Origin of the sequence: Ferrovibrio xuzhouensis (assembly GCF_042648965.1) — a bacterium.
GTDB classification, from domain to species: Bacteria; Pseudomonadota; Alphaproteobacteria; order Ferrovibrionales; family Ferrovibrionaceae; genus Ferrovibrio; species Ferrovibrio xuzhouensis.
In genome coordinates, this window is sequence record NZ_JBHRYJ010000001.1 from 612,246 (window position 1) to 638,592 (window position 26,347).

A 26,347-nucleotide genomic window follows, 5' to 3' on the forward strand; every position below is an offset into this window, starting at 1 on the left:
CGAGTGCTGTATCCGTCATGTCAGTGCCTCAGGCCACCCGTTTGCCGCTGGCGTCGATCAGCGGCGTACCGTCTTCCTTGGCAATCGGCCCCTGCTGAGGATTGGGCAGGATGTCGAGTACGGCCTCCGATGGACGGCACAGCTTCACCGCCAGCGGTGTGACCACAATCGGCCGGTTGATCAGGATCGGGTGCTGCATCATAAAGTCGACCAGTTCGTCGTCGGTCCATTTCGCATCGCCGAGGCCCAGCTCGTCATAGGGTGTGCCCTTCTGGCGCAGCAGGGCGCGCACCGGAATCCCCATCTGCCCGATCAGGTCGACCAGCGTGTCGCGGTCCGGCGGCGTCTTCAGATAGTCGACGATCTCTGGCTCCTCGCCGCTGTTGCGGATCAGGGCAAGCACGTTGCGCGAGGTGCCGCAGGCCGGGTTGTGATAGATGCGAATGCTCATGATCTGACTCAGGACGCTTGCGGGAAATTGCGGCCGATCTCGTTCAGGCGATGCTGCAGGCTCATCTCGTCGAGTGAACGGATCGGCAGGCTGGTGAAGATGCGGATGCGGTTGCTGAGCATGCGGAAAGTGTCAGCGAAGGCGAGCCGCTGCTTCACCTCGTCGCCGTCGACCGCGGCCGGGTCCGGCAGCCCCCAATGGGCGCTCATCGGCTGGCCCGGCCACACCGGACACGGCTCGCTCGCGGCGTTATCGCAGACGGTGAAGACGAAATCCATCTTCGGGGCATCCGGCTTGGCGAACTCGTCCCAGGATTTCGACCGCAAATCCTCGATCGGCAGGCCAGAGGTCTTGAGCAGGTCAAGCGCCATCGGATGCACGGCGCCTTTCGGGTAGCTGCCGGCACTGAAGGCCTGGAAGCGGCCAGCCCCGACGCTGTTCATGATGGATTCGGCCAGGATGCTGCGGGCGGAATTGCCGGTGCAGAGAAACAGGACGTTAAACGGCTTTTCGGCGGGATTGAGGTGATTCATCGGCTTGCCTCTTCGATTGTGGCGCACATATCTCTGGATTGCCGCCGCAGCAGCGATCCGTCAGGAAGGCGATCACCCCGTTCATCGCCGCCACATCGACGGCATAAATCAGCGACCGGCTCTCCCGGCGCTGGGTGATCAGGCCGGCGCCCCGGAGTTGCGCCAGATGGAACGAAATCGTCGCCGACGGCACGCCCAGCGCCTCGGCAATCGCCCCCGCCGGCAAGCCGCCCGGCCCCCGCTCGACCAGCAGGCGGTAGATGGCCAGACGGGTCTCCTGCGCCAGGGCGCCGAATGCTGTGACGGCAGTGGAATCGTTAATTTCCATGATTCCAAATTTATAGAAATATAAGGCTGCGTCCAGTGACGGTATTGTGAAATCTCAGGTCGATCCCTTCGGCAGCATCGTTTCGACCGTGCCGGACACGCCGCGCTCCTTCCGTTCGGAATACCGGTCGGTCATCTGCGCCACATGCGGCCGAAGCAGTATCGTGAAGCGGATCAGTTCCTCGCAGACATCGACGATCCGCTCGTAATAGCCCGACGGCCTCATGCGGCCGGCCTCGTCGAATTCCTTATAGGCCATGGCGACGCTGCTCTGATTGGGGATGGTGACCATCCGCATCCAGCGGCCGAGCAGGCGCAGGGTGTTCACGGCATTGAACGACTGGGAACCGCCGCTGACCTGCATGACGGCCAGGGTCCGTCCCTGGGTCGGGCGGACGGCGCCAAGACTCAGCGGCAGATTATCGATCTGGGCCTTCATCAGACCGGTGACCTGGCCATGGCGCTCGGGGCTGATCCAGACCATGCCCTCGGACCATATGGCGTGGTCGCGCAGGTCCTGAATGGCCGGATGGTTGTCACCCTTGACCTGGTCCGGGAACGGCATGTCGGACGGATCGAACAGCCGCACCTCGGCACCGAACCAGGTCAGCAGCCGGCCCGCTTCCTCGGCGGCGAAGCGGGAATACGACCGCTCGCGCAGGGAGCCGTAAAGGATGAGGATGCGCGGCGGATGGCTCAGGCCGCCATCAGGCAGGCCCTCGGCCGGCCGCCGATGGACGAAGGCCTGATTCAGGGCCGGTAGCGCGTAAAGATCGGGGATTTCGCGAAGGCGCATGAAAAACCGCTGCAATCTTTGCAATTCGACCGGAAGGTTATACGGAAGCGCGTTCCAACGCGGAGCTTTCGGTTCTGAGAAGCATCATGGCGATGAAGCCGGCAACGCACAGGCCAGACGTGAACATCAGCGCGCCGACGCCGAAATGCTCGATCAGGACCGCGAACACGAATGGCGATGCGGCCTGGCCGAACCGTGACGGCGCCGCCAGCAGACCCTGGCGGCGACCATATCCATAGGGACCGAAGATCGCCAGTGGAAGCGTACCCTTGGCAATGGTCATCACGCCGTTGCCGGAGCCGTGGATGATCGTGAAGAAATACGCCGCCGGGGCGCCGAACAGCAGCACGGCGGCGGCGCCGATCGGATGGGTGATCGAGGCCAGCCGCGCCGACAGCAGTGGATGGAACCGCTGCAGCACGCTGAATTCGAGCACGCGGGCCGCGACCTGGGCCGGACCGACCAGGGCGGCAGCGGCGATGGCCGCCGTTTTCGTGGCTCCCGCATCCTCCAGCAGGCGCGGCAGATGCGCCGCCATGGCTGTGCTGGTGATCCAGGTCGCCGCGAAAGCGAAGGCCAGCAGGATCATCTGCCGGTTCCAGAGCGGGGCGCCATCGGTCGCCGCAGCCGATGCCTCGGGCCTGGTATGCTCGCCCAGTTCCTTCGGGATCATCAGCACATAGATCGGCAACGCCAGGACGAGATGCGCCACCGCCCAGACATAGCAGGTCGCCCGCCAGCCCATTTCCGCATCCACAAAAGCCGAGATGGGCCAGCAGACCGTGCTGGCGAAACCGGCCAGCAGGGTGATGCCGGTGATCGAGTTGCGGGCGCCCGTGCCGTAGATGGCCGTCAAAGCAGCAAAAGCGGCTTCATACAGCCCCATGCCCATGCCGAGCCCGATGATGAGCCAGCCGGCAATGAAAACCGGGAGATTGGGCGACCAGCCGAGCAGGCCAAGGCCGGTGGCAAAGACCAGGCTGGAGACCATCAGGATGCCGCGGCCGCCGAAGCGGTCGATGCGGCGGCCGACGGCTGGTCCCATGAATGCCGTCATCAGCATCGCGACCGAGAAGATGCCGTAGACCCAGTCGGTGCTGATGCCGAATTCCCGGGCCATGGGCACGGCCAGGATCGCCGGCAGATAGTAGGTCGAGCCCCAGCTCAGGGTCTGTGCCGTCCCCAGCGCAATGGTGACGATGGTGCGGCGCTCATGTGAGATCGGCATGGATCAGCAACATCCCTTGGCAGGCGCAACGGCGGCCGTCACGGTAACACGCGGTTTGCCGGCGCCGCAGCAGGCCTTTTCGCCAGTGGTCGGGACTGTTTCCCTGACCGTCGTGCAGCCCGCGCCTTCGGTGGCGGCTTCGCAGCAACCGCCGCCTTCGCCGGGGTCGCTGCTGCAGACGCCGGTTTCGGGCAGTTCGAGTTGCACGTCATCGGCGGCCGCCATGTCGCCGGCCAGCGCCGCGGCGATGGAGCGGACCTGCTCGTAGCCCGTCGCCATCAGGAAGGTCGGCGCCCGGCCGTAGCTCTTGATGCCGGCGATGTAGAAGCCGGTATCGGGCTGGGCCAGCTCGCGATGACCATGTGGACGGACGGTGCCGCAGGAATGCAGGTTCGGATCGATCAGGGGCGCCAGCACGCGCGGACTCTCGGTGACCGGATCGAGGGCCAGCCGCAGCTCGCGCAGCATCTCGAGGTCGGGGCGCAGTCCGGTGGCGACGATGATGCGATCGACCCCAACCACTTCGGCAGCGCCGTCCGGCTGCGTCAGGGTGACGGCTAGAGCACTGCCGGCGGCCTCGATCCGCGCCACTGCGCTACGCATATGCAACTCCAGCCCACCGGTTTCGACGAGTGTCTCCAGCGCGCGCCCGAGCGCGCCGCGGGCTTCCAGCCTGTCGTTCTCGCCGCCGCCGAACAGCCGCTTCAGGCTGCTGCCACGCACGGCCCAGACAATCCTGGTATCCGGTGCCCGGTCCGCCGCAAGCTGCGCGAGATCGAGCAGCCCGTTGGCGGCCGAATGTCCCCCGCCGACCACTAGCACATGCCGGTTGGCATACGTGTCGATGTCCCTGCCGAGGATGTCCGGGATGCCATAGGCGATGCGGCCGGCATTGGCCGCCTCGCCCGGCACCGGCAGGCCATGGGCGCCGATGGGGCTGGGCCGCGACCAGGTGCCGGAGGTGTCGATCACCGCCCGCGCCAGATCCGCGCGCGCGCTGCCGTCGCTCTTGTGGACCATGACGACGAACGGTGCCTGCTCGCGGCCCGGACTCATCATCTTGTCATGGCCGGCGCGGCTGACCGCGGTGACCCGCGCGCCGGTCTCAATGACAGCGCTCAGTTCCGGTGTTTCGGCCAGCGGTTTCAGGTACAGCTCATAAAGCTGGGCGCCTGTGGGATAGGCCAGCGGCAGCGGTTCCTGCCAGCCGGCCTTATGCAGCAGGGCCCGCGCCTCTTTGTCGATGTTGTAGACCCAGGGCGAGAACAGCTTCACATGACCCCAGTCGCGCACATGGGCGGCGACATCGGCGGCGGCTTCCAGCAGCCGGACGGGGATGCCGCGCGCGATCAGATGGGCGGCGGCGGCAAGGCCGACCGGGCCGGCCCCGATGACGATGACCGGCAGTGTTTCTGCGGCCGGGCCGGCCGCGGCGGAGGCGATGGCGTTCATGCCGGATCTCTTCGGTGCTCGTCGAAATACGAAACGGATGGGCAATCTTTTTCAGAGATCGCCGACCAGCTGCTGCACGCGCCGCAGCCGGTCGAGGTCGACGCAGTAGCAGGGCCGAGCATCGCTGATGTCGCCCTTCACCAGTCCGGCTTCCTTGAGGATGGTCAGATGCTGCGAGGCCGTGGACGGCGCCACCGGCAGCAGGTCGGCCAGCCGGCCGAAATAGCAGGTGCCAATGCGCAGCAGGTTGCGCAGGATCAGGATACGCACCGGATGGCCGAGCGCCTTGGCCAGAGCGGCCAGTTCCTCATCTTCCGGTCGCAGAGCTTCGGCCAGATCGGCGGGATCGGCGGCCGGCGCGCAGCAGGCATCGGCAGCGGGTGCTGGCGGCGGTGTGGCGGTTCTGGCGGTCATGGTGGCATCCATTCGTTATTCGACGAATAACGTAGGGCGGGACGCCTTAATTGTCAACGGCGGTCGGCACCGAGAGCATACGGGGAAAGTTTGGCGCCGCTCTCCCCCCGGAGATTGTCAGATCACGCTTTACGGTCATTGGCGGGACCGTCAACACCCGTATCGCCGGAACAGAGCGAAGCGAGCGCGGCCGGGCCACCAATCATTCAGATCCCGCCGCCAGAAGGTAGCAGGCCGGGTTGATTTGCATCATCGCCGAATGCGCTGAATGGAACAGAATGAAATACGTTGAAACGGAGCAGCCCCATGTCAAAACGCGAAATTGTCCTCTGCCACCCGGTCAGGACTGCCATCGGCACATATAACGGCAGTCTGAAATCGATCCCGGCCACCGACCTTGGCGCTGCTGTTGTGCGCGAAACCGTTCGACGCGCGAAACTGGAATCTGCCCAGCTCGACGCCGTCATCATGGGCAATGTCATCCAGGCCGGAAACAAGATGAACCCCGCCCGGCAGGCTGCAATCAACGGCGGCATCCCCGTTGCAGTGCCCGCAATGACTGTCAACCGGGTGTGCGGTTCAGGGGCTCAGGCAATCGTCTCCGCCGCCCAGGAAATCTGGCTTGGCTTTGGCAATGCCGCGATTGCCGGAGGGATGGAGAACATGGACGCAGCCCCCTACCTGATGAGTAGCGGGCGCTGGGGCTATCGCATGGGCGACGCCCAGGTCTATGATTCGATGCTGCGCGACGGCCTCAACGATGCCTTTTCGAACGAGCATTCCGGGTGGCACACCGAGGATTTGGTCGCCAAGTACCAGATCAGCCGTGCCGACCAGGATCGCTGGGCCGCACGCTCGCAACAAAATTTCTCGGCTGCCCAGGCGGCCGGAAAATTCGACGCGGAGATTGTCGGCATCGAGGTGAAGGGCCGAAAAGGGTTGGAGCCCTTTGTCAGGGACGAGCACAACCGCCCGGACACCACGGTTGAAAGCCTGTCGAAACTCAAACCTGCCTTCCGCAAGGAAGGAACGATCACGGCTGGTAACGCTCCGGGCCTGAACACCGGTGCTGCGGCAGTCATTGTGGCCGAACGGGCCTATGCCGAGAAGCATGGAATGACACCCATGGCACGGCTCGTCGCCTACGGTGTCGGCGCGGTTGAACCCGGTATGTTCGGGATCGGTCCGGTCCCGGCTGTCCGCCAGGCGCTGGAACGGGCCGGCTGGAAAATCGGCGACATCGACCGCGTCGAAATTAACGAAGCATTCGCCGCGATCGCCCTTGCCGTGACGCGCGAACTTGGACTTGGCGAAGACATTGTCAATGTCGAAGGCGGCGCCATCGCTCACGGCCACCCCATCGGCGCGACCGGCGCCATTCTGACGACACGCCTGCTGCACTCGATGAAGCGCGACCAGTTAAAGCGCGGAATTGTCACGCTGTGCATCGGCGGCGGCCAGGGAATCGCCTTGGCGTTAGAAGCCCTGTAACGGTCGGCTTTCCCATTCTCGTTGCAATGCGAGTGATGGACGACGGCAGAAGTTCATCTGTCGGTTTGGCCATACCAGATGCCGGGCAGCGGCCCCGGTCTAATGCATTCTAATGACGCGGCAGGCCGTCATTGTCGATCAGACGACAGGCACCGCCGTCTCCCAGCTCGATCTGCAGTGTTGCGTGGGTGATTGCGAAATTTCGCTCAAGCTCCCCGGCAACTGCATCAATGAACGCATCGCCCGGATGGCCCCCGGACATGACCAGATGGGCGGACATGGCGGTCGATGTCGTGCTGAGCGCCCATATGTGCAGATCATGAACCGCCGCGATTCCAGGTCTTGCTCGCAGCCAGTTGCCGACTTTTTCAAGATCGACCGATGCCGGCACTCCGTCCAGGGACAGGGCCATCGACGATTTCAGCAATCCGAACGCCGTCCAGGCGATAACCAGACTGACGATTATTGCTGCCGCCGGATCGACCCAGTTCCAGCCGGTGGCCAGTATGACGACAGCAGACAGAACGACGCCAGCCGATACCGCCGCATCAGCCGCCATGTGCAGAAATGCACCCTCCGCATTTAAGTCATGGCCCCGCTCCCGACGGAACAGCAATGCTGTTCCCGTGTTGATGGCTATACCAGCGGCGGCGACCAACAGAACAGGTAGCGCAGGGACAATCTGCGGGCTCGACAACCGTTGTACGGCTTCCAGCAAAACCGCGCCGACACCGACGAGGATGGCAACGGCGTTTGCCAGGGCCGCCAGAATTGTCGATCGGCCAAGCCCGTATGTAAACCGTTGCATCGGAGGCCGCCGGGCGACCACCGCGGCCCCCCAGGCAATCAGCAGCCCGGCTACATCCGTCAGATTATGGGCCGCATCGGCGAGCAACGCGAGTGAGCCAAAGTAAAGCCCGGAACCGGCCTCAACGATGACATACCCGGCATTGAGCGCCACTGCCCATCGAAACGCGCCATCAAGGGCGCCTCCATCGGCTGCCGCATGGGAATGAATGTGGTCACCAGCCACAATGCAATTCCCGGGAACAGTCAGGTTTCACGTCGGATAATGCCGGTCAGTGTTGTCGCTGCCGCAACAGTATTGGAGATCGTGCCATATTTGCGCACGTTGGTGTGCAGCAGGTCCAACCGCCGGTCATCTTCATCAGTATCGACGATGAGTTCGTAATCGATTGAAACCATCTTCGGCGGCGCATCCTGACGCACGCCATGCAGTTTCACCTCGACGCCGCGGAAGTCGAACTTGATCATGGGGGCTACCCGTTCGATACCCTTGATCATGCAGGCGGCAATGGCAGCCAGGAAAAGTTCCGCAGGATTGAAGGCATCGATACGGCCTGACACATCGGTGTCCAGGACTATCTCGGCTTCCTTCGTGCGAGCGAGGCTGCCATGTGCGTCCACCCTCCGGGCGTTGACCCTGTATTCCAGCATCATTCCAGCTCCATTTCCTGATACACGGCCTGGGCATTGCGGCGCGACAGTTCATCGAATACCGCAAGATGCCTATATCCCGATTGATCGAGATCAGCCGCGGATGCCAGATCCGCGCCGGATTCAAGGAGTCGCCCTATGCCGTTTCGCAGATCGTGGATGTAATCATAGGTTTCCCGCTTCGCCTTCTGCAGCGGCCCCGGCCAGCCGTGACCGGGCACGATCACCACTGGATGCAACGCCTCGATGGCCTCGAATGCGGATAGCCAGGCCCTGCTGGATGATTGCGGGCCGATGCCGAGAAGCCGGTCCATGAACACGATGTCGCCTGCAAAAGCGATCCCTTGTTCCGGCAGCCAGATGAAGGAATCCCCCGGAGTATGTGCCTGCCCAGGATGACGAATCTCGATCTTGATGCCGCCGGCCTGCAACTCGAGGCGCTCTTCGAAACGGCGCTCGGCAAATGCAAGCTGCGTCCCATCCATTGCCGTCGCGCCGATCAGCGCGGTCATGCCCTGCAACTGTTGGGCAGCTCTGGATTCCTGGTCCGCAACTGCCGCAGACGCGGCGATGATGCGCGCGCCGCGTGACCGGAAATAGTCGTTACCGAACCAGCGGTGATCCTGCCCGCCGCTGTTGATGACCGTCCGAATGGGCTTGTCGGTCAGTCTCCTCACGGCCGCCTCGATCGCGACCGCACCCTTGGCACTCCCTCCGGAATCGATCAGGACCACCCCATCGGCGGTGATGATAACCCCGAAGGTCGCATTGTTACCCAGATTGGATGCAGACCTCTGTTCCAGCGGGCCGACGAGAGCATAGACATTCTCTGCAACCCGGACGGCCTCCAGAGCCCGCGCCGGGCCAGACGCGACCAGAAGGCCGGTCAAGACCGCAAAAACTGTGGCGCCAGCTCGAGACAATGCCAAAAACCGCGCCTTCAGGCGGCCAGCCATCTGGACAGATCTTCCGGCTTGGGCAGGCCCCCCGCATGAACAACACGACCGTCGATCACGATGCCCGGCGTCGAGGCAATGCCAAAACCGGCAATTGCGGCATAGTCGGTGACTTTCTCCACTGCGACCTCGATGCCGAGTTTCTGCGCCTCGGCCCTGACCATGTCCTCGGTCGCCTGGCAGCGTTTGCAGCCCGGACCCAACACTTTCACCTGTTTCATGTCTCAATCCTTTCAGCTGAACAGCAGATTGAAGAGGAATCCGACGGCCAGAATTCCGGCTCCGACGACGCCGATGAAAACGGCGATCAGTTTCACGCTCAGGACCTTGCGCAGGATGATCATTTCCGGCAGCGACAAGGCGATGACCGACATCATGAAGGCCAGCACCGTGCCCAGCGCAGCACCCTTGCCGAGCAGGGCTTCAACCACCGGAATGATCCCGGCCGCGTTGGAATACATCGGAATCCCGAGGAGCACGGCAGCGGGCACCGACCACCAGGCATCGCGCCCCATGATCGTTGCCAGCAGATCGGCCGGTACATAGCCGTGGATAAAGGCACCTGCCGCAATACCGGCAATGATCCACAGCCACACCTTGCCGACGATATCCTGCACCGCCTCGATTCCGGCCTTGATGCGGTCAACCAGCGATAGCTGATCGACCGGCAGTTCGACCGCTCCAGCCCGAACATCGCGTACCCAGCCTTCCAGCCAGGATTCAAGACGCAGCCGCCCGATCACCCAACCCGCACTCATGGCCACTGCAAGGCCGAATGCGAGATAGGTCAAAGCTACCTTCCACCCCAGCAGGGCGAACAACAGGCCGAGCGCCACTTCGTTGATCATTGGAGCGGCAATCAGGAACGAAAACGTCACGCCAAGCGGCACACCTGCCGAAACAAACCCGACGAACAGCGGGACGGCTGAGCAGGAACAGAAGGGCGTGAAGATGCCGAGCCCGGCAGCCGCTATATTGCCGATGCCCTCCCTGCGCCCGGCGAGCAATGCCCGGGTGCGTTCGGGCGAGAAGAAACTGCGCACGACCCCCATGGCAAAAACGACAAGGGTCAGCAGCATCAGGACCTTGGGCGTGTCGTAGACGAAGAATTTGATTGCCTCTTCCAGATGGCTGCCGCGTTCCAGCGGCAACTGGGCCACGGCCCATTCCGAGAAAGGCAATAACTGTCCGTAGACGGCGAACCAGAGCGCGACCGCTGCGGCGACCCCCGCCAGCCACAGGACAGGCTGCGGCCCCGCAGGTGGCTTGCGCGAGATCAATGACGCATCGGCGCTCATGCCGCATTCCTTTCCTCATTCGCTGCGAGGCTAGCCATCGCCGCATCCACGATGGCGGCCAGATGGTTCGCCAATGCGGGATTGCGGCGGTAGCGGACCCACTGGGCATCGCGACGGTCCACCACCAGGCCGGCCTGTTTCAGGGCAGCCATATGGCGGGACATGCGGGACTGGGTCGCCCCCAGTTCGCGCATGAGTTCGCAGACGCAATGCTCACGGCCATCCCAGAGCAGCCGGACGGCGGCCAGGCGGGTCGGTTCGGCGAGGGCGGACAGAATATCAATTTCGCGGTTCATGGTTGTTTATACTTCTATACGCATATGCGGTCAAGCGCATTTATAGGCTGCCGTTTCCCTCTACCGTGGGCCCGGGCACGATCTGAAGCACCCGCAAGGGCATCACCGGCAAGCCGAGATACTATTGCATCCGCAAGTCTGGGCTCTCACGGATCAAGGCCTTATAGCAGCAGAACAGGACCATGGCGTAGGGCAGTCAAATCGGCTGCCCTACCCTTCCGGCACTCCCAATCTCCGCTCGAATACCCTGTCCGCCTGTAGCTAAGCTGTAGCTATGGCAAATCGTCGGCGAAGTGATTTTCTATAAGTCATTGAAAATTGGTGCACCCGACAAGATTCGAACTTGTGACCTCTGCCTTCGGAGGGCAGCGCTCTATCCAGCTGAGCTACGGGTGCGCAGGTCCTGCGCGGACGCGGCGGACCATACTCGACCGTCCCGGCAGAGGCAAGACCGGGCAGCACGTCCCGCCCGCCCCCGGCGGAAGCCGCCCGGCTCAGCCGAGATCCTCGAACAGGTCGGCCAGGACGGCGGCTGGATTGGCGAGGAAGCGGCGGGTCACCCGGTAATGCTCGGTCTCCGCCACGGTGACCGGGCGAATCGTGCCGCCGTCGAGCGACAGCAGGGCAGCATCGGGCAGGCACATCAGGATCGGCGAATGGGTGGCGATGATCGCCTGCACCTGCCGGCTCAGCTGCCATTCGCGCAGGATGCGCAGGAAGGCGAGCTGGCGCTGCGGTGACAGCGCCACTTCCGGCTCGTCGAGGATGTAGATGGCGCGCTCGCGGGCATGCAGGCGGTCGAGAAACGTATCGAGGAAAGCCTCGCCATGGCTGCGCCGGTGCAGGTCGCCGACGCCGTCATGCTGTTCGAGGTAGCTGGCAAAATTGAAGAAGCTTTCGGCGCGGAAGAAAAAGCCGCGACTGACCCGCGGCAGCCACGACAGGCGCAAAGCCTTGGCCAGGGCGTTCCCTGTATCGGGGCCTCCTGTCCTGTGGTCCTGGCTGCCGCCCTGCGCCGAAAAGCCGGCCGCCTGGGCAATTGCCTCGATCAGGGTCGATTTGCCGGTGCCATTCTCGCCAACCAGGATGGTGACGGCAGCATCGAAGCCCAATTCGAAATCTGCGGTGAGATACGACACCGTGTTGAACGGAAACGCCTTGACGTCGACCTTCTGCGGATCGAGCCGTATCTGTTTCAGGAAAGGCGCGGTGATCATGTCATCCGACCGGTGCGATCAGGTCGAGCGGGCGTCCGTCGTCATGGGACAGAGCAGCGTCATCGGCCAGCAGCAGGCGCCGCAGCAGCATGAAGGCCAGCTCGTAAGCCTGCTCCGGCCATTCCGACCGGGACGGGGCGAGGCTTTGATACAGCGAGCAGGAGACCGGACATGCGAAGCCGATCGGGTCCGGCACCGGCGGGCCGACGCCCGCCTCGAACCGCACGCGGCGGCCATCGGCATGGCTGATCCAGCCGGCAAAGGACACCGCCGGGAACAGGCTGTGGCCCGCTGCATCGGCGAGTGGAGGAATGAAGGCGAGCTCCTGTCCCCGCCCGTCGACCAAGGCAAGATGCCGATAGAGGAGGTCATGGCGAATGAAGGCCACCGACTGGTGATAGACCCATTCCGGAATGGTGCCGTACAGCATGCCACCGCCGGAGGACGCCGTGCTGGCGAAGTCGCACTGGTATTGCCCGTCGCCGCGCCGGACCACGCCACTCACCTCGCCGTGAAACGACTGCTGCGTTCCCTCGGCCGACCGGACAAAGCCATCGATCGCAAATGCCTTCATGATCAGCCCACGTAGAGATCGGGATAAGGATAGCCGTTGTGGCGGCAGTTCGCGTAGCGCTGCATCGAGGAGGAATAGCATTTGGCGCGCGCCATGGCATTCGGAAGCGTGCCACATTTCATCTCGTCGAGGAATCGCTGCTGCTCGCAGTCCCTGAGCGCATGCTGTTCCTCGTCATTGGCCGGCGGCTCGTCGTCGTTGGCCGGCGGCTCTTCCGTCCTCAGGGCCGCGTTCACCGCCCGCTCCGTTACGCCACCGGGCCGGATCAGCCCGTCGGCCTTCAGGTTGTTGGCGCGCTGGAAACTGCGGATGCCATTGAACAGGGCGCTGTCCACCCAGGCGCCGGGGGCCGATCCATCGGCGGTCCGGTAATAGCCGAGACGGCCGAGGGCCTGCTTGGCATCGAGGATGTCTTCCGGCTCGACGACATGGTCAGGGCCGAGCGGGGCTCGCAGGGCAAGGGCGCGGGGGGCAAGGGCGCGGGGGGCGTTTGCGGGGGCAGTCATGCAGGCGGCTCCTTTGCACATGGCATGTCTCCTGGCTGTTTGGCGACAGCCGTGCACCAGGATGCAGGCCGCCGGACGCTGCCGGCGGACAGGCCGGCGCGGATGGAAAAGCGCGGAACTGACAGGGAGCGTTCTCCGCCACTGGGCCCCGGCTTCATCCGGACCTGACGGTCGCTCATGTTTTATAGAGTACATAACGGGAACAATAAGTCAAGAAGAATTCCCGGAAAACTGGCGAATACAGGATTATTCGCGTGACGGAGGATAATCAGGGCAGTGGAAACGGCGGCGTGGCCGCCGCCTTAGCCGCGGGCGGTGACCAGCCAGTCCCAGGGCTGGAGGGCGCCAGGCCGCGCCGCGCGCAGCGCTTTCGGCCGGCGGATGCCGTGGCAGGCCCAGGAATATTCGATCCGGCGCACCTGAATCCCGGCGAAGCCGAGCGCGGCCAGCTCGCGCTTCAGCTCGGCACCGGTGTAATGCTTGGTGGCAACGCCGTCGATGGTGACCTGCGCCGCGCCTTCGGCATCGCGGGTCACCCTGATGCTCGGCTCGGCACCCTGCAGCTGTTCCGCCCGCATCAGCAGCCGCGCCGAGCCCAGCGCCGGCACCACCAGGATCAGCCGGCCCTGGCGGCGCAGCAGGTCACGCGCCGATTGCAGCACGCCGCGCCACACCGCGCGGCGCGGATGGATCGCCGCATTGGCACAGAGCACGGCATCAAAAGCGCCGCGCCATTGCGGCGCGCTGCGGCTGGCGACATGCACCGAGACATTCTTCTGCGCCCTGGTCTTTTTGCGCGCCACGGCGACGCAGGCCGCCGACTGCTCGAAGCCATGCACTTCACCGAACAGCTTGCCCAGCAATGGTAGGTAGATGCCGATGCCGCAGCCGAAATCGGCCAGCGTGGCATCGGGATCGGCGGCGGCCCTGAGGGCTGCGGCGATCACGCCTTTGCGGTCGTTGTGAAACGACGAGAAGATTTCGTCTTCCCAGGTGGTGGCTGCGGCATCCCAGTAGCGACCCGACTGGCGGCCGGGCAGGGCCGATGCGACAGTGTTGTCCATCGCACTGTCCTCCTCGTTGCGCCGCCGCAAACGAATCGCGGCGAGCGATCTTCTGTCCCGCCACGAATCGTGGCGGCGGTGGACCATCACGCCGATCAGACCCGGTTATGGTTAAGCGGGGGTTAAAATCACGACGTGCCGGCAATTGTCTTTCCGTGTCATGGCCGGGCCCGCCCCGGCCATCCACGCCTTGCCACCGGACAAGACTGAAGGCGTGAAGCCCGGATTACGTCCGGGCATGACGACCTGGAATACCCTACGCCGCCTTCCTGGAGGTCAGTTCGAGGAACAGGTCCTCGAGGTCGGCATCCTGGGTCGAGAGATCGGCGATCTCGAGCCCGGCGCCCTGGATGCGGGCCAGCACGGTCGAGAATGCGATCTGGCTCGGCCGGTAATGCAGCCGCAGGCGACGGGGGCCGAGCAGTTCGGCGCCGAGATCGGCAAGCACCGGCGGCACGGCGGCGAGATCGGCGCCCAGCGTCAGGATCACATCCTTGCGGTCGAGCCGCGACAGCAGGGCCGGCGTCGAATCCATCGCCGCGATCTCGCCGTGGTTGACGATGGCGATATGGTCGCACAGCGCCTCGGCCTCTTCGAGGTAATGGGTGGTCAGCACCACGGTGGTGCCGGCCCGGTTCAGCTGGCGCACATAGGCCCAGAGCTGCTGGCGCAGTTCGACGTCGACGCCGGCGGTGGGTTCATCCAGCACCAGCACCGGCGGCGCATGCACCAGCGCCTTGGCCACCAGCATGCGCCGGCGCATGCCGCCGGACAGCGTGCGGGCATAGGAATTCGCCTTGTCGCTGAGGCCGACCGCGGCCAGGATCTCGTCGGTGCGGCGCTCGGACCTCGGCACGCCGTAGAGGCCGGCCTGGAATTCCAGCGCCTCGCGCGGCGTGAAGAAGGGATCGATGTTCAGTTCCTGCGGCACCACGCCGATGGCGCCGCGCGCCTGGCGGGTCTGGCCGTCGATGTCGAAGCCCCAGATCGCTGCCGTGCCCCCGGTCTTGCGCACCAGGCCGGCGAGGATGTTGATCAGGGTCGACTTGCCGGCGCCGTTGGGCCCGAGCAGGCCGAAAAAGCTGCCGCGCGGCACCGCGAGGTTGATGCCCTTCAGCGCCGTCTTGGCCGTCGGCCCGGCGCCATAGACCTTGACCAGGTCGCGCACGGCAATCGCCGGCGGGGCGGCCCGGGCGGCAGCGGCGGGAATCGCATGGATATTGTCCGGCATCGGGCACGGGTCCGTGGTTGTCCCGGGGGCTGCTCCGGCCGGTTGCGGCGGGGCCCTGCGGGTTGCGAAAGACTGGCGAAACGGTGTCTGCTGGGGTAGGTATCACCCGGGGCCGACCCGGTCAAACCGGCGCGGTTAAACCACCGGTCCCACTGGCAGATATCGCCCTTTCGGAGAATGGCAAGATGCAGCCCCAGAAAACCGCCCCCGCCCCCGGCCGTTCGCCTGTCGAGACCATCACGGTCGACAGCCCCGTGGTCGCCTGCGACGGCGGCGGCGGCGCGCTCGGCCATCCGCGCGTCTATCTCAACATGGGCGAGAAGCACGACATCGACTGCCCCTACTGCGGCCGGCTCTACGTGCTGAAGGCGGGCGCCGGCGGCCACGGCCACTGAGGCCGGGTTTCCCCTTGTAATGCCCGGAAAACACCGCCTCTACCTCGTCGACGGCTCGGGCTATATCTTCCGCGCCTATCACGCACTGCCGCCGCTGACCCGTAAGTCCGACGGCATGCCGATCGGCGCCGTCTCCGGCTTCTGCAACATGCTCTCGTCGCTGCGCGACAAGGCCGAGCATGACCAGGCGGTCAGCCATATGGCGGTGATCTTCGACACCAGCCGGCAGACCTTCCGCAGCGACATCTACCCTGCCTACAAGGCGAACCGCGCCGAAACGCCGGAAGACCTGATCCCGCAGTTCGGCCCGATCCGCGATGCCAGCCGCGCCTTCGGCCTGGCGACGCTGGAGATGGACGGCTTCGAGGCCGACGACCTGATCGCCACCTATGCGCGGATCGCCCATGAGGCCGGCATGGAGGTCGTCGTCGTCTCGTCCGACAAGGACCTGATGCAGCTGGTGCGCGCCTCTTCTGCTGATGAACCGGGCGTGGGCATGCTCGACCCGATGAAGGACCGCAGTATCGGCCCGGCCGAGGTGATGGAGAAATTCGGCGTCGCGCCCGACAAGGTGGTCGACGTGCAGGCGCTGGCCGGCGATGCCACCGACAACGTGCCCGGTGTGCCCGGCATCGGCATCAAGACGGCGGCCGAGCTGATCAACACCTATGGCGATCTCGACACGCTGCTGGAGCGCGCGGCCGAGATCAAGCAGCCGAAGCGGCGCCAGACCCTGCTCGACAATGCCGACAAGGCGCGCATCTCGCGGCAGCTGGTGAAGCTGCGCGACGACGCACCGGTGAAAGACGGCCTCGACGCGCTGACCCTTGGCCCGGTCGAATGGCCGAAGCTCGCCGCCTTCCTCGACCTGATGGAGTTCCGCACGCTGAAGGCGCGGATCGAGAACCGGCTGAAGCTGCGCGGCACCGCCGACATGGGCCCGGGCTCAAGCGGGGGCGCCCCTGTTACTGTGGCGGCTCCGGCGAAAGAGATCGCCTTCGAAGGCGAAGGCGGCCCGGAGCAGCCGGCAGCGCCGGTCGGCCAAGGCAGCTACACACTGGTGCAGGACATCAAGACCCTGCAGGCCTGGATCGACCGTGCCTCTGCGGCCGGCATCGTCGCCTTCGATACCGAGACCACCGACCTGTCGCCGACAAAGGCCGAACTGGTTGGCTTCAGCCTGGCGGTCGAGCCTGGCGAGGGCTGCTATGTGCCGGTGGGCCATATCCCGCCGGGCGGCGGCGGCCTCGATCTCGGCGGCCATGGCGAGATCCGGCAGATCCCGCTGCAGGACGCCCTGGCAGCGCTGAAACCTTTGCTGGCCGATCCGGGCGTGCTGAAGATCGGGCAGAACATCAAATACGACATGGCGGTGCTGGCCGGTTACAGGGTCGACATCGTGTCCTACGACGACACCATGCTGATCTCCTACACGCTCGATGCCGGCAAGCATGGCCACGGCATGGACGAGCTGTCGGAGCTGCATCTCGGCCACAAGCCGATCAGCTATGACGAGGTCACCGGCACCGGCAAGGCGCGCATCTCGTTTGCCGAGGTGCCGCTGGAGGCCGCCTGCAAATACGCCGCCGAAGACGCCGACATCACGCTCAGGCTCTATCGCGCACTGAAGCCGCGCCTGCTGGCCGAGAAGCAGGTGACGCTCTACGAGACCATCGAACGGCCGCTGCCGGCCGTGGTCTGCGCCATGGAAGTGGCCGGCATCCGGGTCGATCCGGCCGAGCTCAACCGTCTGTCGGCGGATTTCGCCGAGCGCATGGCCGGCTTCGAGAAGACGGCCCACGACCTCGCCGGGGAAAGCTTCAACATCGGCTCGCCCAAGCAGCTCGGCGAGATCCTGTTCGACAAGATGAGCCTGCCCGGCGGCAAGAAGGGCAAGACCGGCGCATACTCCACCGGCGCCGACGTGCTGGAGGAACTGGCCGCCCAGGGTCACGACCTGCCGCGCGCGGTGCTCGACTGGCGCCAGCTCGCCAAGCTGAAATCGACCTATACCGATGCGCTGGTCGCCTCGATCAACCCGAAGACCGGGCGCGTCCATACCTCCTATTCGATCGCCTCGACCAATACCGGGCGCTTTGCCTCGAACGATCCGAACCTGCAGAACATCCCGGTGCGCACCGAGGAAGGCCGCAAGATCCGCAAGGCTTTTGTCGCCGACAAGGGCTGCAAGCTGGTCTCCGCTGATTATTCACAGATCGAGCTGCGCATCCTCGCCCATATCGCCGATATCGCCGCGCTGAAGCAGGCCTTCCTCGACGGCATCGACATCCATGCGCTGACCGCCAGCCAGGTGTTCGACACGCCGGTCGAAGGCATGAACCCGATGGTGCGCCGCGCCGCCAAGGCGATCAATTTCGGCATCATCTACGGCATGAGCGCCTTCGGTCTCGCCGCCCAGCTCGGCATTCCGCAGCGCGAGGCGCAGGCCTATATCGAGGCCTATTTCAAACGCTATCCCGGCATCCGCGACTATATGGACCGCACCAGGAAACAGGTGAAGGAGCAGGGCTTTGTGACCACCCTGTTCGGCCGCCGGGTGCATTTCCCCAACATCAACACCAGGAACCCGGCCGAACGCGCCTTCCTCGAGCGCGCCTCGATCAATGCGCCGATCCAGGGCTCGGCCGCCGACGTGATCAAGCGGGCCATGGGCAAGCTGCCGGCCGCGCTGGCCGCCGAGGGGCTGCAGGCCCGCATGCTGCTGCAGGTGCATGACGAACTGGTGTTCGAGGCGCCGGAAGCGGAGGTCGAGGCGCTGATCGCGGTGGCCAAGCGGGTGATGCAGGCGGCGGCCGCATTGTCGGTGCCGCTGACCGTCGAGGCCGGCGTCGGCGACAACTGGGAAGCCGCGCACTAGGCGTATCACCGTCACCCCGGCCAAGCGCAGCGCGAGCCGGGGTCCCATTCTCCGCCCGGCCGTATCGTTCAAACGGGATGCCCGCTTTCGCGGGCATGACGATTATAGAGTTACCGCCCGCGCAGCTTCAGGCAGCTCTGCACGATGGCGCCGCAGGGCTCCAAGGTCGGCCGCCCGGTCGAGGTGCGGCCCTTCAGCGCCACGGCAGTGACCCGGCCGTCGCGCAGGGTGAAGGTCGCATCGCAATAGCGGTAATAATCGAAGGTGGTGGTGCCGCGGTTGGTCGGCGTGCTGCCCAGCCCGGAATCCGCCGTGGCCGAAGAACTGGTCTCGCGGAAATAGCTCCAGATCTCGTTGCCGCCCTCGCGGTTCTTCGCCGCCGGCTCGCCGGCACAGAGCTTGAGCTGCGTGGCGGTCAGGCCGGGCAGTTCCCGCGGCGCGCGTTCGGCCGCCAGCTCCAGGTCGGAGGTGCAGGCGGCGAGCAGCAGTGGCAGGGCAAGCAGGGCGATTTGGCGCATGGCGGGAACTCTGCCGCAACGCGGTCATGCCCGCAAGCGCCCGTCTTGTCGCCCTGCCGGCTTTCCGCTAGACCGGATGGCCATAAGCTCGAGGAAACTCCAGAGAACGAGGACTGCCCCATGGCTGCCACCGTCACCGTCGAAGCCGAGGCCCTGCGCCGCGCCGTGCGCCACATCGTGCTGGCGGGCGGCAGCAACGCGCGCGAGGCGGCGCTGGTCGCCGAGAATCTGGTGCTGGCCAATCTCAGCGGTCACGACAGCCACGGCGTCGGCATGCTGCCGCAATACATCCTCGCCGTGGTGGAAAAGCGCCTCAGGATCAACGCGGCGCCCAGCGTGATCGCCGACCATGGCGCCATCCTCAACCTCGACGGCAACATGGGCTACGGCCAGGTGATCGGCCATGACGCCATGGAGCTCGGCATCCGTCGCACCCGCGAGACCGGCGTCTGCATCGTCTCCTTGCGCAACAGCCACCATATCGGCCGCATCGGCCACTGGGGCGAGCAATGCGCCGCCGCCGGCTTCGTCTCGACCCATTATGTGAATGTCGTCGGCCGGCCGCCGCTGGTGGCGCCCCATGGCGGCGCCGATGCCCGCTTTGCCACCAATCCCTATTGCTGCGCCATTCCGGCGACCGCGCCCGGCGGCGAACCGGTCGTGCTCGACATGGCGACATCCAAGATCGCCATGGGCAAGGTGCGCGTCGCCATGAACAAGGGCGAGCAGGTGGCGCCCGACACCCTGATCAACAGCAACGGCGCGCCGACCACCGAGCCGCGCACCATGTTCGAGCCGCCCACCGGCGCCATCCTCGCCTTCGGCGGCCACAAGGGCTATGGCCTGGCGGTGATCGCCGAACTGCTGGCCGGCGCCATGACCGGCGGCGTCACCATGCATGACGGTAGCTGGGCGAAGAACACCATCACCAACAACATGTTCTCGGTGATCGTCGATCCGGCGAAACTCGGCGGTGCCGACAGCTGGCGCCGCGAGGTCGCCGCCTTCGTCGATTTCGTCAAGGCCTCGCCACCCTCTCCTCAGAATGGAGCACCCGGCAGCGACGGCGTACTGGTCGCCGGCGAACCGGAACGCCAGACCCGCAAGGCGCGGCTCGCCGCAGGCATCCCGGTCGATGCCACCACCTGGGGCGAGATCGTGGCCGCCGGCGAACGCGTCGGCATCGCCGCCGCCGAAACGCTGGCCGCCGCAGGCGTGCACTGAGATGCGCGCCATCGCGCTGCAGCGTTTCGCCCCCGATGGCGATACGACAGCCCTGGTCATGGCCGACCGGCCGCAGCCGGCGGCCCCCGCTGCCGGCGAAGTGCTGGTCCGGGTGAAGGCCTGCTCGCTGAACTTCCGCGACTGGCTGATGCTGCTGGGCCAGTACAATCCGAAACAAAGGCTGCCGCTGATCCCGGTCTCCGACGGCGCCGGCGAGGTGATCAGCACTGGCGACGGTGTGACGGCTTTCGCACCGGGCGACCGCGTGCTGGGGCATTTCTTCCCGGCCTGGGCATCGGGCGAGCCCAGCGTCGCGAAATTCGCCGTCAGCATGGGCGGGCCGCACGACGGCTGGCTCACCGAATACCGCTGCTATCCGGCCGCCGCACTGGCGAAGATTCCCGATCACCTCTCGTATGAAGAGGCCGCCGCGCTGCCCTGTGCGGCGCTGACCGCCTGGAGCGCCATTGTCACGCTCGGCAATGTGCGGCCGGGCGACCGCGTGCTGGTGCAGGGTACCGGCGGCGTCGCGCTGTTCGCCCTGCAGTTCGCCAAGCTGTGCGGCGCCGAGGTGATCGTGACGTCCAGCAGCGACGAGAAACTCGCCCGCGCCAAGACACTCGGCGCCGATCATGGCATCAACTACCGCAACGATCCGGAATGGGGCCGCGCGGCACGCGCGCTGACCGGCGGCGCCGGGCTCGACCATATCGTCGAGCTGGGCGGCGCCGAGACGCTCAACCAGTCGATCCGCGCCATCCGCCCGGGTGGCATGATCAGCATGATCGGCGTCCTCTCGGGGCCGAAGAATGCCCTGCATATCCCGCTTGTCGTCATGCAGCAGGTCCGCTTGCAGGGCGTCACCGTCGGCCCGAAGGAAGCGCTCGACGCCATGCTGCGCGCCATGGCGCAGGCGAAGCTGCACCCGGTGATCGACAGCCGCTTCGATTTCTCGGAAGCCGGCGTGCGCGATGCCTTTTCCCACATGGGCAAGGCGGCAGCCTTCGGCAAGATCGTGGTGGGGATGTGACGAACGCGCCCGGCCTCGCCCTCTACACCTTCGGCATCTTCCGGCGGCCCTCCGCCGATCCGGCCAATGCCGGCTTTCATGCCCGCAACGAGCCCAATCTCGCCGCCGCCGAAGCCGCTGCCGGCTTCATCGCGCGGTCGGGCTATGACGGCGATCCGGGGCCGGCGAGCTGGGGGCCGCATGCCTATCCGCGTTTCTATCGGGGCGGCGATGCCCATTCGCCCTCGACCCTGTCGCTGTGGGACAGCCTCGAAGCGCCGATGGCGTTTACCTATCATGGCATCCACGCCGAGGCCCTCGCGCATGGGCGCGACTGGTTCCTGAAACCCGTCCCGCCGCCGGCGAGGCCAGCCTGGCCGCCCTACGTGCTGTGGTGGGTGGCGGGTGATCACCGGCCCCACTGGCAGGAGGCCGTGGCGCGGCACGAACATCTGCATGACCATGGTGCGTCGTCGCAGGCTTTCGACTGGCAGACGCCCCTCGATGCCGCAGGCCGGCCGGCCATGATCGACCGCGCCCGGGTGCGGCAACTGGCGGCGCGGAATGCCACGCCGGCCTGACAACATCCCGGTATCGCGCCGGCACCGCTTCGGGCATGATCCCGGCAGCCTGCCAATCCCCGGAACGGACCCGCCATGCCCATCGACATCCTGCTGCCGGCCCATACCGCGGTCAGCATCATCGCCATCCTCATCGGCATTCCGGTGGTGGCCGGGCTGCTGCGGGGTCGCGACCGGCCGGCGCTGACCGCCGTCTTCCTCGCTGCGGCCTTTATCACCAGCGCCAGTGGCTTCCTGTTCCCCTTCTTCCAGCTCCTGCCCTCGCATGTCATCGGCGCCATCGCCCTGCTGGTGCTGGCCGTCACCGTGCCGGCGCGCAGGCGCTGGCCGCGCATCCATGCCGCCGGTCTGGTCGCCAGCCTGTACCTGCTGTCTTTCGTCGGCATCGCCCAGGCCTTCGCCAAGATCCCGGCCCTCAACGCCATCGCGCCGGGCCATGCTGACTGGCCGTTCCAGGCCGCGCAGGTCTTCGTGCTTATGCTGTTCGTCGGGCTCGGCATTGTCGCGCTGCGCCGCGTGGCCCGGCCGTCCCTCGCCTGATCAAGGCATCGTGATCGGCCGGCGGCGCTGCGCCCCGCCGCTTGCGACCGTCAGTCCCGCGCGCCATGCTCGGCGGGCAACCTCCCCTCCCGTGAACGGGTCTCCATGCTGACACTCTATTACGCCGCCGGCAGCTGCGCGCTGGCCACCCATATCGCCCTGATCGATGCCGGCGCCGACTATGAGGCCAAGCCGGTCGATTTCGCCGCCAACCAGCAGCGCACGCCCGAATACCTCGCGGTCAATCCCAAGGGCCGGGTGCCGGCGCTGGTCACGCCGCGGGGCATCCTCACCGAATCGCCGGCCCTGCTGGCCTATGTGGCGCAGAGCTTCCCGGCAGCCAAGCTGGCGCCGCTTGACGACGCGCATGCCTTTGCCGAGGTGCAGGCCTTCAACAGCTACATCGCCACCACCGTGCATGTCGCCCATGCCCATGGCCGGCGCGGCTATCGCTGGGCCGACGAGCCGGAGGCCATCGCCGCCATGAAGCGCAAGGCGCCGCAGGTGATGGCCGACAGTTTCGCGCTGATCGAGGACGGCATGCTGCGCGGCCCCTGGGTGATGGGCGAGCGCTACAGCATCTGCGATCCCTATCTCTTCACCATGGCGTCGTGGCTGGAAGCCGACGGCGTCGATCCGGCGCGCTTCCCGAAAATTCTGGATCACCGCAACCGCATGATGGAGCGGCCGGCAGCAAGGCAGGCGCTGGCTGAACAGGCCGCCTGATCGCCCGGTTCCGGCCTTCCGGTCTGGACTTCGCCGGCCGGAAGGCGCAGCTTGCACATCATCGCGCCGCTGTCATCGTACAGCCGGCCCGAAGGGGCCGTGACTGACATGTGTTTCTCCGCCTCGGCGAGTTTCGTGACGGCAGCGGTGACCGGCAGCCTCGGCATCGCGGCGCTGATTCGCGCGCCGCAGCGGCAGGACCTGCTGCTGGCGGCGACGCCGCTGCTGTTCGCCCTGCACCAGGGCATCGAGGGGCTGCTGTGGCTCGAACTGGCACATGGTCCCGGCCGGCCGCTGGCCGGCGGCCTGACGGTGCTGTTCCTGCTGATCGCCGAGGCCTTCTGGCCGGTCTATGCGCCGCTCGCCATCCTGCTGATCGAGCCGGACCGGCTGCGGCGCCGGCTGATCCGCGGCTGTCTCGTCATCGGCCTCTGCACTGGCGCCGTGCTGGCCTGGTGGGTGCTGGCCCGGCCGCATGCGGCCGCGATCGTCGGCGGCCATATCGCCTATCTGTCGGAGGACCGCGATTCGCGCGCCATCGCGCTGGCCTATCTGGTGGCGACGGTGCTGCCGCTGTTCCTGTCGTCGCACCGCACGGCCCTGACGCTCGGCACCATCATCCTCGCCGGCTACGTCGTCACCTATCTGTTCTATCGCGAGGCCTTCGTGTCGGTCTGGTGCTTCTTCGCCGCGGCAGCCAGCGTCGCCATCCTCGGGCATTTCGAATGGTCGCGCCGCCAGCGCCTGCGTGGCGCCCTGTCTTAACGATGCACTGTCTTAACGGCGCACTGCCTGCCTAGTCGCCGGCGGCCTGCTGCGGCAGGCGGATCAGCCGGGCGCGCGGGAAGCGCAGGGTGACCGTGGTACCTTCGCCCTCGCCGCTTTCGACCGTCACCGAGCCGCCATGCAGCCGCATCATCGCCTGCACCAGCGGCAGGCCGAGGCCGGCGCCGCCATAGGACTTGCTGAGATGGTGGTGCAGCTGGACGAAGGGCTCCAGCGCACGCGGGATGTCTTCCTTTTTCATGCCGATGCCGGTATCGGCGACGCCGACCGCCATGCGGCCGTCCTGCTCGATCCGCGCCACCAGCACGACGCGGCCGCCGGCGGGGGTGAATTTCACCGCGTTGCCGAGCAGGTTGAGCAGCATCTGGCGGAAGGCACGCTCATCGGTGACCAGCATCGGCAGGTCGGCATCGATCTCGAATGCCAGGGTCACGTCGCCGGCGGCGGCACGCTCCTTGACCATGCGGAGCGCCGCGTCGCAGTGCTCGGCGACGTCGATCTCGCTCTCGATCAGGTCGATGCGGCCGGATTCGATGCGGGTATGGTCGAGCAGGTCGTTGACCAGGCTGAGCAGGTGGCGGCCGCTGGCGAGGATGTCGCGGGCATATTCGCGATAGCGCGCATCGCCGAGTTCGCCGAACAGTTCCTGGCTGAGGATTTCCGAAAAGCCGATCACGGCATTGAGCGGCGTGCGCAGCTCGTGGCTCATGTTGCCGAGGAAGGCGGTCTTGGCCTGGCTGGCCGCCTCGGCGCTGGCCTTGGCGCGTTCAAGATCGTCGATGGCGCGGCGCAGCTTGTCGGCATCGCTGTTCACGCGCTGGATCACCCGGTTGTACTGCAGCGCGATCGACTCGACTTCCGAACCGATGACGACGCGCACCGGCTGGGCGAAGTAGCCTTCCGAGCGATGGCGTTCCATGTCGTTGACCAGATCGAGCATGGCCGATCCGGCGCCGTGTTCGGCCTGGTTGAGGCCGACCATTTCGCCTTCCGGGCTGACGCGCAGCGGCATCAGGCGGTTGACGATCCACAGCAGGACCCAGGACCCGCCGAAGGCCAGCACGCCGGCAGCGACGCAGCCGAGCGCCTGCACACCAAGCTGGGTCAGGCGGTCGTGCTGTATCGGCCAGTCGGCCGGATTGCCGAACAAGGCGACGGCCAGCGTGCCCCAGATGCCGGCGGCCAGATGCACCGGCACGGCGCCGACCGCATCGTCGATCCGCGCCCATTCCAGCAGCGCGGCAGCGGCCAGCGCGACAACGCCGCCGATGCCGCCGACGATCACCGCGGACAGCGCCGAGACGGTATGGCAGTTGGCGGTGATCGCCACCAGGCCGGCCAGCGTGCCGTTGAGGAAATCCTCGACCTGCACCTTGTCGTGAAACAGCCGCGAGGCGAATAGTGCCGCCACCCCGCCGGCGCAGCCGCCCAGCGTGGTGTTGATCAGGATCATCGGCACCTTGTCGTCGAGCGCCAGCGTGCTGCCGCCGTTGAAGCCGAACCAGCCGAACCACAGCAGCATGGTGCCGAGCGTGGAGATGACGAGGTCATGGCCGCGGATCGCCGGCACGCCGCGCAGGAAACGGCCGGCGCGCGGGCCGATCACCAGCACGGCGGCGAGCGACACCCAGCCGCCGATCGAATGCACCACGGTCGAACCGGCGAAATCGACAAAGCCGAGGGCCGCCAGCCAGCCCGGCACGCCGCCGAACTGCGCAGTGTTCCAGGCCCAGTGGGCATAGAGCGGATAGACCACGGCCGAGATCACCAGGGTGATGACCACATAGCCCGAGAAGGTGACGCGTTCGGCCACGGCGCCCGAGACGATGGTGGCCGAGGTGCCGCAGAACATCAGCTGGAACAGGAAGAAGGTGGCCGCCGAAGCACCGTCCTCGCCGCCATAGAGCCAGTGGCTGAGGCCGAACACCCCGCTGGTGCCGGCACCGAACGCCAGCGCGAAGCCGAAGGCCCACCACAGCAGGCCGGCGACGCAGAAGTCCATGAGGTTTTTCAACGCCACGTTGATGCTGTTCTTGGCGCGGACAAAGCCGCTTTCCAGGCAGCAGAAGCCGGCCTGCATGACAAAGATCATGCAGGTGGCGACCAGCACCCAGGCGATGTCGACGCGGTCCAGGATCATGGGGCCTGATTTACGGGAGCTGACAGCAGGGATACGAGGGCATGGGGTCGGCAAATCCTCCGCGATTCCCGTAGCAAGAGCCGTACCAGCGATAGATAGCGGTCCAGCGGTTGTATCAGCCGCGGGCATGCCTATATTTTTGGCAGCTGACCCGGCAACAGGCGGCAGGGTGTTGGCTTTTCGGCGGCAGGCCATTATCTGTCATTGCCGTATCCGCCGCCGCCCGCCGCAAGAGTCGGGCCCGCATCGACCAGACAC

The 26,347-nt window shown here is 65.9% G+C and carries 29 protein-coding genes and 1 tRNA gene; 9 read left to right on the forward strand and 21 right to left on the reverse strand.

The window, feature by feature from the left end; translation table 11 throughout:
• Positions 1 to 28: 28 nt before the first annotated feature.
• The 7 genes from arsC to ACFOOQ_RS02925 are packed head-to-tail and all read right to left on the reverse strand — an operon-like array spanning position 29 to position 5,201.
• Positions 29 to 451 carry an arsenate reductase (glutaredoxin) gene (arsC, locus tag ACFOOQ_RS02895; RefSeq protein ID WP_449265793.1) on the reverse strand — a complete coding sequence of 141 codons (423 nt, stop codon included), beginning with the start codon at positions 449 to 451 and terminating at the stop codon, positions 29 to 31.
• Between the two features lie 8 nt (positions 452 to 459).
• Positions 460 to 984, reverse strand: a complete 525-nt coding sequence (locus ACFOOQ_RS02900) for an arsenate reductase ArsC (RefSeq protein ID WP_379721511.1) — start codon at positions 982 to 984, stop codon at positions 460 to 462.
• Positions 950 to 1,312, reverse strand: a complete 363-nt coding sequence (locus tag ACFOOQ_RS02905) for an ArsR/SmtB family transcription factor (RefSeq protein WP_379721514.1) — start codon at positions 1,310 to 1,312, stop codon at positions 950 to 952. The genes ACFOOQ_RS02900 and ACFOOQ_RS02905 overlap by 35 nt, the downstream gene beginning before the upstream one ends.
• A 54-nt stretch (positions 1,313 to 1,366) precedes the next feature.
• The gene (gene arsH, locus ACFOOQ_RS02910) at positions 1,367 to 2,107 is read right to left on the reverse strand and encodes an arsenical resistance protein ArsH (RefSeq protein WP_379721517.1); all 741 of its coding nucleotides are present in this window, start codon (positions 2,105 to 2,107) and stop codon (positions 1,367 to 1,369) included.
• Between the two features lie 37 nt (positions 2,108 to 2,144).
• Positions 2,145 to 3,335 (reverse strand): MFS transporter, encoded by a 1,191-nt coding sequence (locus tag ACFOOQ_RS02915; protein WP_379721520.1) that lies wholly within the window; start codon positions 3,333 to 3,335, stop codon positions 2,145 to 2,147.
• Positions 3,336 to 3,338: 3 nt separating this feature from the next.
• On the reverse strand, positions 3,339 to 4,787 hold the full coding sequence (locus ACFOOQ_RS02920) for an FAD-dependent oxidoreductase (RefSeq protein WP_379721523.1): 1,449 nt from the start codon (positions 4,785 to 4,787) through the stop codon (positions 3,339 to 3,341).
• A 51-nt stretch (positions 4,788 to 4,838) separates the two neighbouring features.
• On the reverse strand, positions 4,839 to 5,201 hold the full coding sequence (locus tag ACFOOQ_RS02925) for an ArsR/SmtB family transcription factor (RefSeq protein ID WP_379721526.1): 363 nt from the start codon (positions 5,199 to 5,201) through the stop codon (positions 4,839 to 4,841).
• 306 nt (positions 5,202 to 5,507) lie between these two features.
• Between ACFOOQ_RS02925 and ACFOOQ_RS02930 the strand changes: the two genes are divergently transcribed.
• Positions 5,508 to 6,692: a thiolase family protein gene (locus ACFOOQ_RS02930; RefSeq protein ID WP_379721529.1), complete on the forward strand. Its 1,185-nt coding sequence runs from the start codon at positions 5,508 to 5,510 to the stop codon at positions 6,690 to 6,692.
• 109 nt (positions 6,693 to 6,801) lie between these two features.
• Here ACFOOQ_RS02930 and ACFOOQ_RS02935 read toward each other — a convergent pair whose 3' ends face one another.
• From ACFOOQ_RS02935 to ACFOOQ_RS02990, 12 genes are all read right to left on the reverse strand, one after another.
• A complete protein-coding gene (locus ACFOOQ_RS02935; protein WP_379721532.1) occupies positions 6,802 to 7,725 on the reverse strand; it encodes a cation diffusion facilitator family transporter in 924 nt (307 codons plus the stop codon).
• A 20-nt stretch (positions 7,726 to 7,745) separates the two neighbouring features.
• A complete protein-coding gene (locus ACFOOQ_RS02940; protein ID WP_379721535.1) occupies positions 7,746 to 8,153 on the reverse strand; it encodes an OsmC family protein in 408 nt (135 codons plus the stop codon).
• Positions 8,150 to 9,106 carry an MBL fold metallo-hydrolase gene (locus ACFOOQ_RS02945; protein ID WP_379721538.1) on the reverse strand — a complete coding sequence of 319 codons (957 nt, stop codon included), beginning with the start codon at positions 9,104 to 9,106 and terminating at the stop codon, positions 8,150 to 8,152. Before ACFOOQ_RS02945 ends, ACFOOQ_RS02940 begins: the two co-directional genes overlap by 4 nt.
• Complete coding sequence (locus ACFOOQ_RS02950; RefSeq protein WP_379721541.1) at positions 9,091 to 9,327, reverse strand: thioredoxin family protein; 237 nt, start codon at positions 9,325 to 9,327, stop codon at positions 9,091 to 9,093. Before ACFOOQ_RS02950 ends, ACFOOQ_RS02945 begins: the two co-directional genes overlap by 16 nt.
• Positions 9,328 to 9,339: 12 nt before the next feature.
• Positions 9,340 to 10,404: a permease gene (locus tag ACFOOQ_RS02955; RefSeq protein ID WP_379721544.1), complete on the reverse strand. Its 1,065-nt coding sequence runs from the start codon at positions 10,402 to 10,404 to the stop codon at positions 9,340 to 9,342.
• Complete coding sequence (locus ACFOOQ_RS02960) at positions 10,401 to 10,700, reverse strand: ArsR/SmtB family transcription factor (protein WP_379721547.1); 300 nt, start codon at positions 10,698 to 10,700, stop codon at positions 10,401 to 10,403. The genes ACFOOQ_RS02955 and ACFOOQ_RS02960 overlap by 4 nt, the downstream gene beginning before the upstream one ends.
• Before the next feature lie 319 nt (positions 10,701 to 11,019).
• A tRNA-Arg gene (locus ACFOOQ_RS02965) sits at positions 11,020 to 11,096 on the reverse strand.
• Between the two features lie 98 nt (positions 11,097 to 11,194).
• Entirely contained in the window at positions 11,195 to 11,917 is a 723-nt protein-coding gene (locus ACFOOQ_RS02970; protein ID WP_379721550.1) for an AAA family ATPase, read from the reverse strand.
• Between the two features lies 1 nt (position 11,918).
• On the reverse strand, positions 11,919 to 12,491 hold the full coding sequence (locus ACFOOQ_RS02975) for a hypothetical protein (protein ID WP_379721553.1): 573 nt from the start codon (positions 12,489 to 12,491) through the stop codon (positions 11,919 to 11,921).
• 2 nt (positions 12,492 to 12,493) lie between these two features.
• Positions 12,494 to 12,997, reverse strand: a complete 504-nt coding sequence (locus ACFOOQ_RS02980) for a peptidoglycan-binding domain-containing protein (RefSeq protein ID WP_379721556.1) — start codon at positions 12,995 to 12,997, stop codon at positions 12,494 to 12,496.
• A 302-nt stretch (positions 12,998 to 13,299) separates the two neighbouring features.
• Positions 13,300 to 14,061 carry a class I SAM-dependent methyltransferase gene (locus ACFOOQ_RS02985; protein ID WP_379721559.1) on the reverse strand — a complete coding sequence of 254 codons (762 nt, stop codon included), beginning with the start codon at positions 14,059 to 14,061 and terminating at the stop codon, positions 13,300 to 13,302.
• A gap of 256 nt (positions 14,062 to 14,317) precedes the next feature.
• The gene (locus ACFOOQ_RS02990; RefSeq protein ID WP_379721562.1) at positions 14,318 to 15,292 is read right to left on the reverse strand and encodes an ABC transporter ATP-binding protein; all 975 of its coding nucleotides are present in this window, start codon (positions 15,290 to 15,292) and stop codon (positions 14,318 to 14,320) included.
• Between the two features lie 185 nt (positions 15,293 to 15,477).
• Between ACFOOQ_RS02990 and ACFOOQ_RS02995 the strand changes: the two genes are divergently transcribed.
• Both ACFOOQ_RS02995 and polA read left to right on the forward strand, forming a co-directional pair.
• A complete protein-coding gene (locus ACFOOQ_RS02995) occupies positions 15,478 to 15,687 on the forward strand; it encodes a zinc-finger domain-containing protein (protein ID WP_379721565.1) in 210 nt (69 codons plus the stop codon).
• Positions 15,688 to 15,706: 19 nt separating this feature from the next.
• Positions 15,707 to 18,565, forward strand: coding sequence for a DNA polymerase I (gene polA, locus ACFOOQ_RS03000; protein WP_379721568.1), 2,859 nt, complete (start codon positions 15,707 to 15,709; stop codon positions 18,563 to 18,565).
• 110 nt (positions 18,566 to 18,675) lie between these two features.
• On the opposite strand, the gene ACFOOQ_RS03005 is transcribed toward polA, so the two are convergent.
• The gene (locus ACFOOQ_RS03005) at positions 18,676 to 19,083 is read right to left on the reverse strand and encodes a hypothetical protein (protein WP_379721571.1); all 408 of its coding nucleotides are present in this window, start codon (positions 19,081 to 19,083) and stop codon (positions 18,676 to 18,678) included.
• A gap of 120 nt (positions 19,084 to 19,203) precedes the next feature.
• Here ACFOOQ_RS03005 and ACFOOQ_RS03010 point away from each other — a divergent pair, with 120 nt between their 5' ends.
• The 6 genes from ACFOOQ_RS03010 (at position 19,204) to ACFOOQ_RS03035 (ending at position 23,928) form a co-directional block, all read left to right on the forward strand.
• The gene (locus ACFOOQ_RS03010; RefSeq protein ID WP_379721573.1) at positions 19,204 to 20,307 is read left to right on the forward strand and encodes a malate/lactate/ureidoglycolate dehydrogenase; all 1,104 of its coding nucleotides are present in this window, start codon (positions 19,204 to 19,206) and stop codon (positions 20,305 to 20,307) included.
• Between the two features lies 1 nt (position 20,308).
• The gene (locus ACFOOQ_RS03015) at positions 20,309 to 21,337 is read left to right on the forward strand and encodes a zinc-dependent alcohol dehydrogenase family protein (RefSeq protein ID WP_379721576.1); all 1,029 of its coding nucleotides are present in this window, start codon (positions 20,309 to 20,311) and stop codon (positions 21,335 to 21,337) included.
• Positions 21,334 to 21,897, forward strand: a complete 564-nt coding sequence (locus ACFOOQ_RS03020) for a DUF3291 domain-containing protein (protein ID WP_379721579.1) — start codon at positions 21,334 to 21,336, stop codon at positions 21,895 to 21,897. The genes ACFOOQ_RS03015 and ACFOOQ_RS03020 overlap by 4 nt, the downstream gene beginning before the upstream one ends.
• Positions 21,898 to 21,972: 75 nt before the next feature.
• Positions 21,973 to 22,437, forward strand: a complete 465-nt coding sequence (locus tag ACFOOQ_RS03025; protein WP_379721582.1) for a hypothetical protein — start codon at positions 21,973 to 21,975, stop codon at positions 22,435 to 22,437.
• Between the two features lie 105 nt (positions 22,438 to 22,542).
• Positions 22,543 to 23,163, forward strand: a complete 621-nt coding sequence (locus ACFOOQ_RS03030) for a glutathione S-transferase family protein (protein ID WP_379721585.1) — start codon at positions 22,543 to 22,545, stop codon at positions 23,161 to 23,163.
• Between the two features lie 108 nt (positions 23,164 to 23,271).
• On the forward strand, positions 23,272 to 23,928 hold the full coding sequence (locus ACFOOQ_RS03035; RefSeq protein ID WP_379725312.1) for a DUF6629 family protein: 657 nt from the start codon (positions 23,272 to 23,274) through the stop codon (positions 23,926 to 23,928).
• A 31-nt stretch (positions 23,929 to 23,959) separates the two neighbouring features.
• Here the strand turns inward: ACFOOQ_RS03035 and amt are convergent, their stop codons facing one another.
• A complete protein-coding gene (amt, locus tag ACFOOQ_RS03040; RefSeq protein ID WP_379721588.1) occupies positions 23,960 to 26,089 on the reverse strand; it encodes an ammonium transporter in 2,130 nt (709 codons plus the stop codon).
• Positions 26,090 to 26,347: the final 258 nt, after the last annotated feature.